This window comes from Leclercia sp. UBA2479 (genome assembly GCF_002341985.1).
In the GTDB taxonomy this organism is placed as follows: domain Bacteria; phylum Pseudomonadota; class Gammaproteobacteria; order Enterobacterales; family Enterobacteriaceae; genus Enterobacter; species Enterobacter pneumoniae.
On sequence record NZ_DDPB01000006.1, the window covers coordinates 587920 to 601757 of the forward strand.

The 13838-nt window shown below is 53.6% G+C and carries 16 protein-coding genes; 8 read left to right on the forward strand and 8 right to left on the reverse strand.

What is annotated here, in order from left to right; genetic code table 11:
- Positions 1-5: 5 nt before the first annotated feature.
- From accA to tilS, 4 genes are all read left to right on the forward strand, one after another.
- The gene (accA, locus tag B3B59_RS07645) at positions 6-965 is read left to right on the forward strand and encodes an acetyl-CoA carboxylase carboxyl transferase subunit alpha (RefSeq protein ID WP_040077082.1); all 960 of its coding nucleotides are present in this window, start codon (positions 6-8) and stop codon (positions 963-965) included.
- A gap of 102 nt (positions 966-1067) precedes the next feature.
- Positions 1068-3206, forward strand: a complete 2139-nt coding sequence (locus tag B3B59_RS07650; protein WP_286808565.1) for a lysine decarboxylase LdcC — start codon at positions 1068-1070, stop codon at positions 3204-3206.
- A 59-nt stretch (positions 3207-3265) separates the two neighbouring features.
- Complete coding sequence (locus B3B59_RS07655; protein ID WP_040077080.1) at positions 3266-3655, forward strand: VOC family protein; 390 nt, start codon at positions 3266-3268, stop codon at positions 3653-3655.
- Between the two features lie 62 nt (positions 3656-3717).
- Positions 3718-5010, forward strand: a complete 1293-nt coding sequence (tilS, locus tag B3B59_RS07660; RefSeq protein WP_286808566.1) for a tRNA lysidine(34) synthetase TilS — start codon at positions 3718-3720, stop codon at positions 5008-5010.
- A 28-nt stretch (positions 5011-5038) separates the two neighbouring features.
- Here tilS and rof read toward each other — a convergent pair whose 3' ends face one another.
- Complete coding sequence (rof, locus tag B3B59_RS07665) at positions 5039-5299, reverse strand: Rho-binding antiterminator (protein WP_040077077.1); 261 nt, start codon at positions 5297-5299, stop codon at positions 5039-5041.
- On the reverse strand, positions 5286-5486 hold the full coding sequence (locus tag B3B59_RS07670; RefSeq protein ID WP_040077076.1) for a YaeP family protein: 201 nt from the start codon (positions 5484-5486) through the stop codon (positions 5286-5288). Before B3B59_RS07670 ends, rof begins: the two co-directional genes overlap by 14 nt.
- Positions 5487-5684: 198 nt before the next feature.
- On the opposite strand from B3B59_RS07670, the gene B3B59_RS07675 reads away from it, so the two are divergent.
- From B3B59_RS07675 to nlpE, 3 genes are read left to right on the forward strand one after another with little or no spacing between them, the layout of a single operon-like run.
- Positions 5685-6230 carry a YaeQ family protein gene (locus B3B59_RS07675; protein ID WP_040077074.1) on the forward strand — a complete coding sequence of 182 codons (546 nt, stop codon included), beginning with the start codon at positions 5685-5687 and terminating at the stop codon, positions 6228-6230.
- Positions 6227-6649, forward strand: coding sequence for an alternative ribosome rescue aminoacyl-tRNA hydrolase ArfB (gene arfB / locus B3B59_RS07680; RefSeq protein ID WP_207293032.1), 423 nt, complete (start codon positions 6227-6229; stop codon positions 6647-6649). The genes B3B59_RS07675 and arfB overlap by 4 nt, the downstream gene beginning before the upstream one ends.
- A 33-nt stretch (positions 6650-6682) precedes the next feature.
- Positions 6683-7381: an envelope stress response activation lipoprotein NlpE gene (gene nlpE / locus B3B59_RS07685; protein ID WP_286808568.1), complete on the forward strand. Its 699-nt coding sequence runs from the start codon at positions 6683-6685 to the stop codon at positions 7379-7381.
- Positions 7382-7418: 37 nt separating this feature from the next.
- Here the strand turns inward: nlpE and proS are convergent, their stop codons facing one another.
- The 6 genes from proS to metN all read right to left on the reverse strand — a co-directional run bounded on the left by proS (position 7419) and on the right by metN (position 12997).
- Positions 7419-9137: a proline--tRNA ligase gene (gene proS, locus B3B59_RS07690; protein WP_040077071.1), complete on the reverse strand. Its 1719-nt coding sequence runs from the start codon at positions 9135-9137 to the stop codon at positions 7419-7421.
- Between the two features lie 112 nt (positions 9138-9249).
- On the reverse strand, positions 9250-9957 hold the full coding sequence (gene tsaA, locus B3B59_RS07695) for a tRNA (N6-threonylcarbamoyladenosine(37)-N6)-methyltransferase TrmO (protein WP_233802033.1): 708 nt from the start codon (positions 9955-9957) through the stop codon (positions 9250-9252).
- Positions 9954-10358 (reverse strand): Rcs stress response system protein RcsF, encoded by a 405-nt coding sequence (gene rcsF, locus B3B59_RS07700; RefSeq protein ID WP_040077069.1) that lies wholly within the window; start codon positions 10356-10358, stop codon positions 9954-9956. Before rcsF ends, tsaA begins: the two co-directional genes overlap by 4 nt.
- A gap of 107 nt (positions 10359-10465) precedes the next feature.
- Positions 10466-11281 carry a methionine ABC transporter substrate-binding lipoprotein MetQ gene (gene metQ, locus B3B59_RS07705; protein WP_040077068.1) on the reverse strand — a complete coding sequence of 272 codons (816 nt, stop codon included), beginning with the start codon at positions 11279-11281 and terminating at the stop codon, positions 10466-10468.
- A gap of 38 nt (positions 11282-11319) precedes the next feature.
- Positions 11320-11973 carry a methionine ABC transporter permease MetI gene (locus B3B59_RS07710; protein WP_040077067.1) on the reverse strand — a complete coding sequence of 218 codons (654 nt, stop codon included), beginning with the start codon at positions 11971-11973 and terminating at the stop codon, positions 11320-11322.
- Positions 11966-12997: a methionine ABC transporter ATP-binding protein MetN gene (gene metN / locus B3B59_RS07715; protein ID WP_040077066.1), complete on the reverse strand. Its 1032-nt coding sequence runs from the start codon at positions 12995-12997 to the stop codon at positions 11966-11968. The genes B3B59_RS07710 and metN overlap by 8 nt, the downstream gene beginning before the upstream one ends.
- A gap of 188 nt (positions 12998-13185) precedes the next feature.
- Between metN and gmhB the strand changes: the two genes are divergently transcribed.
- Positions 13186-13746 (forward strand): D-glycero-beta-D-manno-heptose 1,7-bisphosphate 7-phosphatase, encoded by a 561-nt coding sequence (gene gmhB, locus B3B59_RS07720; RefSeq protein WP_040077065.1) that lies wholly within the window; start codon positions 13186-13188, stop codon positions 13744-13746.
- The last annotated feature ends 92 nt before the right edge of the window (positions 13747-13838 follow it).

Below are 13838 nucleotides of genomic sequence, written 5' to 3' on the forward strand. Positions count from 1 at the left end.
ATACTATGAGTCTGAATTTCCTTGATTTCGAACAGCCGATTGCAGAGCTGGAAGCGAAAATCGATTCTCTGACCGCGGTTAGCCGTCAGGATGAAAAACTGGATATTAACATCGACGAAGAAGTGCATCGTCTGCGTGAAAAAAGCGTAGAACTGACGCGCAAAATCTTTGCCGATCTCGGCGCATGGCAGGTTGCCCAGCTGGCACGCCATCCTCAGCGTCCGTACACCCTGGATTATCTCCGCCTGGCGTTTGATGAGTTTGACGAGCTGGCAGGCGATCGCGCCTACGCGGACGATAAAGCCATTGTGGGCGGTATCGCACGTCTCGACGGTCGCCCGGTGATGATCATTGGTCATCAGAAAGGCCGTGAAACGAAAGAGAAAATCCGTCGTAACTTCGGTATGCCTGCACCAGAAGGCTACCGTAAAGCCCTGCGTCTGATGGAGATGGCTGAGCGTTTCAACATGCCCATCATCACCTTTATCGACACCCCGGGCGCGTATCCAGGTGTGGGCGCCGAAGAGCGCGGCCAGTCTGAAGCCATTGCCCGCAACCTGCGTGAAATGTCTCGCCTGAACGTGCCGGTTATCTGCACCGTTATCGGTGAAGGTGGCTCCGGCGGTGCGCTGGCGATTGGTGTGGGTGATAAAGTGAATATGCTGCAGTACAGCACCTATTCCGTTATCTCACCAGAAGGTTGCGCCTCTATTCTGTGGAAGAGCGCTGATAAGGCGCCGCTGGCGGCAGAAGCGATGGGTATTATCGCCCCGCGTCTGAAAGAGCTGAAGCTGATCGACACCGTGATCCCGGAGCCGCTGGGTGGCGCGCACCGCAATCCGGAAGCAATGGCCGCATCGTTGAAAGCACAGCTGCTGGCCGATCTGGCCGATCTTGATGTGCTGAGCAAAGAAGACCTGCTCAACCGTCGTTATCAGCGACTGATGAGCTACGGTTACGCCTAAGGCGTTTCATTAATCCTAAAAGCCGCACAATGTTGCGGCTTTTTTTATGTCTGCGGTCTACCCTGGCTATCCTTAGTGGATGTTTTTTCAAGGAGGTAGACCGTGAATATCATTGCCATCATGGGGCCGCACGGCGTCTTTTATAAAGATGAACCCATCAAGGAGCTGGAAAACGCGTTACAAAAACGCGGATATCAACTTATCTGGCCGCAAAACAGCGCCGACCTGCTGAAGTTTATCGAGCACAATCCGCGGATTTGCGGCGTGATTTTCGACTGGGACGAGTACGACCTGGATCTGTGTAGTGATATCAATCAGCTCAATGAATACCTGCCGCTGTATGCCTTTATCAATACTCACTCGACGATGGATGTTAGCGCACACGATATGCGTATGGCGCTGTGGTTTTTCGAATACGCGCTGGGCGTGGCCGACGACATCGCGACGCGCATTCAGCAATACACCGAAGAATACCTCGATAATATCACCCCACCGTTTACCCGCGCGCTTTTCACCTACGTCAAAGAGGGTAAATACACCTTCTGTACGCCTGGCCACATGGCCGGGACGGCATATCAGAAAAGCCCTGTCGGCTGTCTGTTCTATGATTTTTTCGGCGGCAATACACTGAAAGCCGACGTATCGATTTCGGTGACCGAGCTGGGATCCTTACTGGACCATACCGGACCGCACCTGGAGGCGGAGGAGTACATCGCCCGCACCTTTGGCGCTGAGCAGAGCTATATGGTAACCAACGGCACCTCTACCTCGAACAAGATCGTAGGGATGTATGCCGCACCGGCAGGCAGCACCTTGTTGATTGACCGTAACTGTCATAAATCGCTGGCGCATCTGTTGATGATGAGCGACGTGGTGCCGTTATGGCTCACCCCCACCCGCAATGCGTTGGGGATCTTGGGGGGGATCCCGAGACGGGAATTTACCCACGCGGCAATCGAACGCAAAGTGGCGAATGTTGTGCAGGCCAGTTGGCCGGTCCATGCGGTGATCACCAACTCCACCTATGATGGGCTGCTTTACAACACCAACTGGGTAAAACAGACGCTGGATGTCCCCTCGATTCATTTTGACTCGGCCTGGGTACCCTATACCAATTTTCACCCTATCTATGCGGGTAAGAGCGGTATGAGCGGTGAACGCATGCCGGGCAAAGTCTTCTATGAAACCCAGTCGACGCACAAAATGTTGGCCGCGTTTTCGCAGGCATCGCTCATTCATATCAAAGGCGAGTATGACGAAGAGACCTTTAATGAAGCCTTTATGATGCATACCACCACCTCACCAAGCTATCCGCTGGTGGCCTCTATCGAAACGGCTGCCGCCATGCTACGGGGTAACCCGGGAAAACGGCTGATCAACCGTTCGGTAGAGCGCGCGCTGCACTTCCGTAAAGAGGTGCAGCGGCTGAGGGAAGAGGCAGATGGCTGGTTCTTTGATATCTGGCAGCCTGAGGAGATCGACGAAGCGGAGTGTTGGCCGATCGCCCCGGGTGAAAACTGGCACGGATTCCGCGACGCCGACGACGACCATATGTTCCTCGATCCGGTTAAAGTCACCATCCTGACTCCCGGCATGGATGAGCAGGGCATCATGAGCGACACCGGTATTCCGGCGGCGCTGGTAGCGAAATTCCTTGATGAACGCGGCGTCGTGGTTGAAAAAACCGGCCCTTACAATCTGCTGTTCTTGTTCAGTATCGGGATCGATAAGACCCGGGCGATGGGGCTTTTACGTGGGTTGATGGAGTTTAAGCGCGCTTACGATCTTAATTTGCGGGTGAAGAATATGCTGCCGGATCTGTATGCCGAAGATCCGGATTTCTATCGCAATATGCGTATCCAGGATCTGGCGCAAGGGATCCACAAACTGATCCGCCAGCACGATCTGCCGCGTCTGATGTTGCAGGCGTTCGACGTTTTGCCGGAGATGAAACTCACGCCGCATCACGCCTGGCAGCGGCAGGTGAAAGGTGAGGTTGAAACGGTGGAACTGGAGAATCTGATCGGCCGGATCTCGGCAAATATGATCCTGCCTTATCCGCCAGGCGTACCGCTATTGATGCCCGGCGAAATGATTACCGAACAGAGCCGGCCAGTTCTCGATTTCCTGCTGATGCTCTGTTCCATTGGACGCCACTACCCCGGCTTCGACACCGACATTCACGGCGCAAAACGTGATGAAAACGGCGTCTACAGGGTACGAGTCTTAAAAACGCCTTGACCCCTTGCCTGGCAAGGAGTTTCAGTTATAACGTGCAGGCACAACAACAAGGAGACGCTATGCTGGGTTTAAAACAGGTTCATCATATTGCCATTATTGCTTCTGACTACGCGGTCAGTAAGGCATTTTACTGCGATACGCTCGGGTTCACGCTGCAGAGCGAGGCTTATCGTGAAGAGCGCGACTCGTGGAAAGGTGACCTGGCGCTAAATGGCCAGTATGTGATTGAACTGTTTTCGTTCCCGTTCCCGCCCGCACGCCCGTCACGTCCAGAAGCCTGCGGTTTGCGCCATCTGGCCTTCAGTGTCGATAACATTGACCAGGCCGTCGCGCATCTGGAAGCGAAGGGGGTGAAGTGTGAAGCCATACGTGTCGATCCCTTCACCGATAAGCGCTTTACCTTCTTCAACGATCCGGATGGGTTGCCGCTGGAGCTCTATCAGCAGTAACGCTTGCCTCCGCACGCTTTGCCCGGTAACGTGCCGGGCAAACCATCATTCAGATAATGACTATGACCATTCCCGCCCTTGCACAAGCCGTTTTTCCGTTCCGCCGATTGCTGGTGGGATTCAGCGGTGGGCTGGACTCGACGGTGCTACTGCATCGGCTGATGCTCTGGCGCGAACAAGAGCCCGACGTCGAACTGCGCGCCATCCATATTCACCACGGGCTGAGTTCGCACGCTGATAGCTGGGTGACGCATTGCGAAGCGCTCTGCCGGGCGTGGAACATTCCTTTGCGCGTTGAACGTGTCACGCTGCAGGATGAAGGTCTGGGAACCGAAGCGCAGGCGCGTAAGGCGCGCTATGCTGCCTTTAAATGCGCTCTGCTGCCGGGGGAGGCGCTGGTCACTGCGCAGCATCTGGACGATCAGTGCGAAACATTCTTGCTGGCGCTGAAACGCGGCAGCGGCCCGGCGGGGTTATCTGCCATGCCCGAACGGGCGCGTTTTGCCGATACTTTTCAGTTGCGTCCGCTGCTTGGGGAGCCCCGCGCTTCGTTGCTAAGCTGGGCGCAACAGCACGATCTGCGCTGGATAGATGACGAAAGCAATCAGGACGATGCTTACGACCGTAACTTCCTGCGTTTGCGGGTCGTACCGCAACTCATGCAGCGTTGGCCACACTTTGCCGAGGCGACCGCGCGCAGTGCGGCGCTGTGTGCTGAGCAGGAACAACTGCTTGATGAGTTGCTGGCCGACGATTTGGTAACAGTGACAGATGACGCGGGCGGGATGCAGATAATCCCGCTCCTGACGATGAGCGCCGTGCGCCGGGCCGCGTTAATACGGCGTTGGCTGGCGGCAAACGGCGCGCTAATGCCGTCCCGTGCGATGGTGAATCGTATCTGGGACGAGGTGGTGCAGGCCAGAGAAGATGCCAGTCCGGTGCTGAAACTGGGGGACGGAGAAATTCGACGATTTCGCCAGGCGCTCTGGTGGGTACGACCACAGCCATCGCTGGCGCAAGAGGTCATTCCCTGGCTGGAACTGAACGCCCCGCTGTTGCTGCCGAAGGGCTGGGGAACGGTATCATTGAGCCCCTGTGGCAATATTCGCCCGCCGCGCAAGGACGAGCCGGTATCGGTGCGTTTTAAAGCCAGTGGAACGGTACACATCGTGGGGCGCAACGGCGGACGGAAGATTAAAAAAATCTGGCAAGAACTCAATGTCCCGCCATGGCTTCGCGATGCGACGCCGCTTCTCTTTTATGGCGAAACGCTGATTGCTGCAGCCGGGCAATTCGTGACGCGCGAAGGGGAAGCAGAGGTAGGAAAAGGTTTACAACTAAAGTGGGAAAGATAACGGGCAGGGGACTGCCCGTTATGAGGCATCAGGACTCGCTCACCACGACGGTGCCGATTTCTGGATGACTGAAGCTGGCAATTTTATCGAGACGGAGCTCGCGCGTTGCGCCGCCATCTTCCACCACCAGGTACTCAACGTTTTTACGCGAAACCAGATCGTTGGCTTTAGCCTTCAAAACTTCGCCATCTTTAAGCGTCAGCGTCAGCAATAGATGATGCTGGCAGGCGAGTTCCAGATTGTCATAGTCATCACAGTTGATGGGTTGATAGATTTCATTCATTGACATAATCGCTCACCAGTAAATTCGCAGCGGCATACGCCGCCTTTTCTCTGACCGATTCTGAAAGCGTGTCGTCCGACGCGATGTCATTCAGAACTTTCAACACACAGCCCAACGCATCCGGGATATACCCCAGGTCTCCGCTGGCGATTTCCGCATACCGTTTGCGGATCAGCTCACAATAATTATTCACATCCCCTCCTGCCAGCGCGCTGACGTTACTGTGAGATAACACTAAGCCTACGAAGATTAGCTCTGTTTAGCAAGGTGACTATACCATACTCATTTAAGCAATATCAGCAGGTTGCCAGGTGGAGCTTTTAAGCGCCATTAACAGCCATTTGGCCATTATTTCGCTACAATGCGAACCTGATTAGAAAGGAGTTCGCCCATGGCGCTTAAAGCGACAATTTATAAAGCGATGGTCAATGTAGCTGACCTTGATCGTAACCAGTTTCTCGATGCCACCCTGACGCTGGCGCGTCACCCTTCTGAAACTCAGGAGCGCCTGATGCTGCGCCTGCTGGCATGGATCAAACATGCGCATGAGCGTTTGCAGTTCACCCGTGGCCTGAGTGCAGAGGAAGAGCCGGACGCCTGGCTGCGCAATGATCATCTGGGTATCGATTTGTGGATTGAAATGGGGCTTCCAGACGAGCGCCGGATTAAGAAAGCCTGCACCCAGGCAGCAGAAGTGGCGTTATTTGCCTATAACAGCCGTGCCGCAGAGATCTGGTGGCAGCAGAATAAAAGTAAATGTGCACAATACAGCAATCTCTCCGTCTGGTATCTGGACGATGAGCAACTGGCGCAGCTTAGCGCCTTTGCAGAGCGCACCATGAACTTACAGGCGACGATTCAGGACGGCGCCATCTGGCTGTCAGATAACCAGAATAATCTTGAAATTCATCTGACTGCGTGGCAGCAGCGCTCATGATTGTCATCTCGCGCAATGTCTCGCTGGCGGATAGCGAGGTGGAAATCACTGCAATCCGTGCTCAGGGGGCCGGTGGGCAGCATGTGAACAAGGCTTCTACGGCAATTCATCTGCGCTTTGACATTCGGGCCTCCAGCCTGCCAGAGTATTACAAAGAGCGGTTACTCGCCGCCAGCCATCATCTGTTAACCAGCGATGGCATGATCGTGATAAAGGCTCAGGAGTATCGTAGCCAGGAGTTAAACCGTGAAGCGGCACTTTCGCGGCTGGTGGCGGTCATACAGGAATTAACGACCGAGCAGAAAAGCCGAAGAGCCACCCGGCCGACGCGAGCGTCGAAAGAGCGTCGCTTGTCTGCAAAATCGCAAAAATCGACCGTTAAATCTTTGCGCGGTAAAATTCGTCGACCCCAGGAGTAGGGCGTGACACACATATTTCAGAAGGAAAGTAGCGTGAAAACAGCGATTTTTTCAGTGATGGCCGCAAGCACACTGTTTGTATTACTGGGCTGTAACCACCGTTCGGAAACGCAGACGCTTCAGCCTACGCAATCTGAAGCGCTGGCCCCCATGCAGCAAAGCTGGCGCGGCGTGTTGCCATGTGCCGATTGCGAAGGCATTGAAACCTCGTTGTTCCTTGAAAAAGATGGTACCTGGGTAATGAACCAGCGCTATCAGGGTGCTAAAGAACCTGCCACATTCGCCAGTTACGGCAACTGGGCGCGTACCGCAGAGAAGCTGGTGCTGACCGATAATGAAGGGGAAAAGCACTACTTCCGGGCTAGAGGCGAAGGGCTGGAAATGCTTGATACCGAGGGAAACCCCATTGAATCGCAATTTAACTATACGCTTCAGCCAGTAAAAGCGGCGCTGCCGACGACACCGATGGCGATGCGCGGCATGTATTTCTATATGGCGGATGCGGCGATCTTTACGGACTGCGCCACCGGTAAGAAGGTGAGCGTGGCCAATAACGCACAACTGGAACGGGATTACGCCGCGGCACGCGGAGGCGATACCAAGCCGGTGCTGCTGACGGTAGACGGTCACTTCACGCTGGAAGCGAACCCGGATAGCGGTGAGAGCGTGAAAACGCTGGTGGCGGATCGCAACGCCAGGTTTGAGCAGGGTAAAGACTGCAACAGCCAATAACAGCGATAAAAAACCCCGCCGCGGCGGGGTTTTTTAATTAGCCTTTGATGGCTTTAACAAGGTAATCCACAACGTCACCGGTCTTAATCATCTGCTTCTCGCCGTTGCGACGATATTTGTATTCGATATCATCGTTGTCGAGGTTACGGTCACCAATAACGATGGTGTGCGGGATACCGATCAATTCCATATCAGCAAACATCACGCCCGGACGCTCTTTACGGTCGTCCATCAGCACTTCAATGCCCTGCGCGCGCAGTTCGTTATAGAATTTCTCAGCCAGCTCCTGCACACGATAGGATTTGTGCATGTTCATCGGCAAAATCGCAACCTGGAACGGCGCGATATTATCCGGCCAGACGATACCGCGGTCATCGTAATTCTGCTCAATAGCAGCGGCAACCACACGGGTGACACCGATGCCATAGCAGCCCATCGTCAGGATCTGGTTACGACCATCTTCACCCTGCACGGCCGCGTTCATCGCCTGAGAGTACTTGTTACCCAACTGGAAGATGTGACCCACTTCGATGCCGCGCTTAATCATCAGTGTGCCTTGACCATCCGGGCTCGGATCGCCGGCAACCACGTTACGGATATCTGCCACTTCTGGCGTGGCGACGTCGCGATCCCAGTTGATGCCGAAATAGTGTTTGCCATCAATGTTGGCACCCGCAGAGAAATCGCTCATCGCGGCAACGGTACGGTCGATAACGACCGGGATAGGCATGTTCACCGGGCCAAGAGAGCCAGGACCCGCGTTAACAACCGCGCGGATTTCTGCTTCGGTAGCGAAGGTCAGCGGGCTGGCAACCTGCGGCAGCTTTTCTGCCTTCACTTCATTCAGTTCGTGATCGCCACGCACCAGCAGAGCGACCAGCGGGTAGGCACTGTCTTCTACCGCTTTGACCAGCAGAGTTTTTACCGTCTTCTCGATAGGCAGGTTGTATTGCTCAACCAGTTCGGCGATGGTTTTTGCGTTCGGTGTATCAACCAGGGTCATCTCTTCGGTTGCGGCGGCGCGTGGCGCTTTTGGTGCCAGGGCTTCTGCAAACTCGATGTTAGCGGCATAATCAGAGGAGTCAGAGAAGATTACATCGTCTTCGCCGCTCTGCGCCAGAACCTGGAACTCGTGGGATGCGCTACCGCCGATTGAACCGGTATCAGCCTGTACAGCACGGAAATCCAGACCCATGCGGGAGAAGATTTTGCTGTAAGCCTCATACATTTTGTCGTAGGTCTCCTGCAGAGACTCCTGAGAGGTATGGAAAGAGTAAGCATCTTTCATCAGGAATTCGCGGGAGCGCATAACGCCAAAACGTGGACGCACTTCGTCACGGAACTTGGTCTGGATCTGGAAGAAGTTCAGCGGCAACTGCTTGTAAGAGCTCAGCTCGTTGCGGATCAGATCGGTAATGACCTCTTCATGCGTTGGACCGAGAACAAACGGACGATCGCCGCGATCGGCAATACGCAGCAGTTCAGGACCGTACTGTTCCCAGCGACCACTCTCCTGCCACAGTTCAGAGGGCTGAACCACAGGCATTAACACCTCGATTGCACCGGCGTTGTTCATCTCTTCACGCACGATGTTTTCGACTTTTTTCAGGACGCGCACGCCGGTCGGCAGCCAGGTATATAACCCGGAGGCCAGCTTGCGGATCATCCCGGCGCGCAGCATCAGCTGGTGGCTGATCACTTCGGCGTCGGCAGGTGTCTCCTTCAGAGTGGAGAGCAGATATTGGCTAGTACGCATGTTGTTACGGTTCCATTTCGACTATTGGAACAGGCTGAAACGCCAGCCTGACACAAAAAAAGTGGTTTAGTTTACCAGTGTGGCAAAGATGCCAAAAGAGAGGACAATAAAATTACTGCGGCTCAAGCGCAAACACTTCGAAGCCTGAGTCCGTTACGCGCCAGCGGACGTTAAAATCAAGCAACCAGACGGCATACGCTTTCCCGGCGTCTTCCTCTTTACGATAGGCGGGGCGAGGATCCTGCGCCAGCACATCGACGATAAACTCACGCAGACGTGGGTAGCGTTTTTCAAGGTGAACCAGTTCTGCAGCCAGCGCGTCGGTAAAGTAAACCGGCATATCGGCCTGTGGCGCCTGTTGGGCATAGCTGGCGCGGGCATCGGGCAGGGCTTCGGCAAACGGCAGATAAGGTTTGATATCGACGACAGGGGTGCCATCCACCAGGTCCAGCCCGCCGAGCTCCAGGATGACCTGATCCTTATGGCAGCGAATGCCGTTTAGTTCGACGAGCGACATCCCCACCGGGTTAGGGCGGAAGGTAGAACGCGTGGCAAACACCCCCATTCTGGCGTTGCCGCCAAGCCGGGGAGGGCGTACCGTTGGGCGCCAGCCGCCTTCCATCGTTTGATGGAAGATAAACAGCACCCAGAGATGGCTAAAAGCTTCCAGTCCGCGCACAGCATCAGCCTGGTTATACGGAGCGATTAAGTGAAGTTCGCCGCCACCGCTTTTCACCAGCCCAGGCTGACGAGGTACGGCAAACTTCTCTTTATAGGGTGAGCGGATAACACCTATCTGCTCGAACTGGAATTTACTCATTTCGCCGAAACGTTAAGGGCAGAACCTACGCACACAGCCTGACGATAACAACCCGGCGTACCGCTGGTTACTTCGCAGCTGTGCAGCAGCACGGCGTTCGCTTTCATTTTGGAGGCGTTGATCTGCATACGCTTACGCGCTGTTGGGATGTTTGGTGGGGAGTCCTGATTTGTTGCCTGACAGGAGTCGCCTGAAACTTCACCCAGATCGCGGAACGGTTTGCCAATCAGAGCTTCCGCGTTGGTGTAAATGCGTACCGGCGCAGCGCGTGGCGCTTTCGGTTTTGCTGGCTCCGCTTTTGGCGGGGTTGCAGTGCTTTGAACAGGTTCAACAGGAGATCTGCTTAGCATAGAACATCCGCTCAGCATCAATGCTAAGAGACAGATCGGTAAAGCACGCATATTCTTTCCTCAATGAATAATCAAAACGTCAGTTATTGAATCAGTTGCCCGCATAAATGACAAGACGGGCTTTCGCCCGTCCTGAATGATATTACACAAAGAGAAGATTACCAGCCTTTAACTGCACCACCGTTAAAGACTTTGTTCGCCTCTTCGTAAACTTCATCAGACTGGTAAGCCTGAACGAACTTCTTCACGTTCTCTGCGTCTTTGTTGTCTTCACGAGTCACGATCAGGTTCACATAAGGAGAGTCTTTATCTTCTACGAAGATACCGTCTTTCGCCGGCGTCAGGCCGATCTGGCTAGCATAGGTGGTATTGATAACGGCCAGCGCGATCTGTGCATCGTCCAGAGAGCGTGGCAACTGTGGCGCTTCCAGCTCAACAATTTTCAGATTTTTTGGATTTTCGGTCACGTCCAGAACGGTCGGCAGCAGGCCAACACCGTCTTTCAGTTTGATCAAACCCTGTTTCTGCAGCAGCAGTAAAGAGCGGCCCAGGTTGGTTGGGTCATTTGGTACCGCGACCTGAGAGCCATCCTGCAGTTCGTCCAGAGATTTAATTTTCTTAGAGTAACCGGCAATCGGATATACAAAGGTGTTACCCGCTGGAACCAGTTTATAACCACGATCTTTGATCTGCTGATCCAGATACGGTTTGTGCTGGAAGGCGTTGGCATCGATATCGCCTTTGCTCAGCGCTTCGTTAGGCAGTACGTAATCATTGAATGTCACCAGCTCGACGTCAAGGCCATACTTCTCTTTAGCGACTTTCACTGCTGTTTCAGCAACCTGCTGTTCTGCACCTACGATAACGCCCACTTTGATGTGGTTCGGGTCTTTCTCGTCCTGACCGCAACCCACCAGTGCCAGAGAGCCGATCAGCGCGCCTACCGCTGCAAAGGTCTTAAATTTAAACGTCATGATATTTCCTTAATTCGTCGTGTTTATAATGTTTAACGTTATTTGTGCGTCACAGTACGAACGATGCGATCGCCCGAGAACTGAATGAGATAGACCAGTACTACCAGCAATACCAGAACGGTGTTCATTACGGTAGCGTTATAACCAATATAACCGTACTGGTAACCAATCTGACCCAGACCGCCAGCGCCGACGGCACCGCCCATCGCGGAATAACCGACCAGGGTAATCAGGGTGATGGTTGCGGCGTTCACCAGTCCGGGCAGCGCTTCAGGCAGCAGCACTTTGCGTACGATCTGCATCGGCGTGGCGCCCATTGCGCGGGAGGCTTCAATCAAACCGGTCGGGATTTCCAGCAGGGCGTTTTCCACCATACGGGCAATAAAGGGGGCAGCCCCAACGGTCAGCGGAACAATAGCGGCCTGTAAGCCGATAGACGTCCCGACGATGACGCGAGTAAAGGGAATCATCCACACCAGCAGGATAATAAAAGGAATGGAACGGAAGATATTCACCACGGCGGAAAGAGCGCGGTAGAGCTTTGCGTTCTCAACAATTTGGCCCGGACGCGTAACGTACAGCAGCACGCCAACCGGCAGACCAATCACAAAGCCGAAAAAGCCGGATACAAAGGTCATTGCCAGCGTTTCCCATACGCCGCGAACCAGCAGCCACATCATCGGTTCAGACATAACCCAGTACCTCTACTTTTACATGGTGTTCTTGCAGCCAGGCAATGGCCGCTTGCGTCTCTTCTTGCGTGCCGTGCATCTCGGTCAACATAATGCCGAACTTCACGCCGCCGGCATAATCCATCTGCGCGCTAATAATGTTGTTATTTACATTGAAGCGACGCGCCGTTTCCGACAGCAACGGCGCATCGACGGACTGGCCGGTAAATTCCATACGCAGCATCGGCACACTACTGGCTTCAGGCTGCGCTTTTAAACGTTCAAGATAATCTTCCGGAATATCCAGATGCAGCGTGGACTGAATAAACTGCTGTGCCAACGGCGTTTTCGGATGCGAGAAGACTTCACTGACGGTGTCCTGCTCGATCAATTCACCATTACTGATAACGGCGACACAGTCGCAGATACGTTTAACGACATCCATCTCGTGAGTAATAAGAAGAATGGTCAGTCCCAGGCGACGGTTAATATCTTTCAGTAATTCCAGGATAGAGCGTGTTGTTGCCGGGTCGAGCGCACTGGTGGCTTCATCGCACAACAGCACCTTTGGGTTGCTTGCCAGCGCTCGGGCAATTGCGACACGCTGCTTTTGACCGCCGGACAGGTTGGCGGGATAGCTATCATGCTTATCACCCAAACCGACAAGGTCCAGCAGTTCAGTAACGCGACGTTTGATCTCATCTTTAGACGTGTTATCCAGTTCTAAAGGCAGCGCAACGTTTCCAAAAACGGTGCGGGAAGCCAGCAAGTTAAAATGCTGGAAGATCATGCCAATCTGACGGCGTGCTTTGGTTAATTCTGATTCAGAGAGTTTGGTCAACTCCTGACCGCCAACCTGGACGCTGCCTTCGGTTGGACGCTCAAGCAGGTTGACGCAACGAATCAGCGTACTTTTACCTGCGCCAGAGGCGCCAATAACGCCATAAATCTGTCCAGCCGGAACGTGCAGGCTAACGTTGTTCAGCGCCTGAATCGTTCGGGTTCCTTGCTGGAACACTTTAGTAATGTTTGAAAGTTTGATCATTAGACTTTTTTAATCATATGTGAGTTTGCCGTGGCATTTTCTTCTGCCTGATACGGGCGTTAACCGTCAACGAAATGGATGTTAAGGCATCCAGACGTCTAAATCAATGTAACTCTGTTCGATGAGCACTTTCTTGTCTCCGGATTCATGAGATACTAAGCGAACATGCCTTTTTCAGGAGCAAAGCGGTGGCAAAATCAGTACCTGCAATTTTTCTCGATCGTGACGGCACTATTAATGTCGATCACGGTTACGTACATGAGATCGATGAATTTGAATTTATCGAAGGCGTCATCGATGCCATGCGCGAACTTAAAGAGATGGGTTATGCGCTGGTGGTCGTGACCAACCAGTCTGGGATCGCGCGTGGCAAATTTACCGAGGCGCAGTTTGAAACATTAACTGAGTGGATGGACTGGTCTCTGGCCGATCGCGGTGTTGATCTGGACGGTATCTATTTCTGTCCTCACCATCCTCAAGGAACCGTTGAAGAGTTTCGTCAGACTTGTGACTGCCGTAAGCCGCATCCGGGAATGCTGCTTTCAGCGCAAGAGTTCCTGAACATTGATATGGCTTCTTCTTATATGGTGGGCGATAAACTGGAAGATATGCAGGCAGCTGCAGCGGCGGGTGTAGGTAATAAAGTGCTGGTACGTACCGGTAAACCTGTGACGCCAGAAGCTGAGAATGCCGCAGACTGGGTGATTAATAGCCTTGCGGAGCTGCCTCAGGCCATCAAAAAGCGCTAAAAACGGTCGTTTTGGTGAAAAGGTGAGCGGTTGAAATAAAATTGTATTTTTCCGCTTGTCATTCCTCGGGAGCTCCCTATAATGCGCCTCCA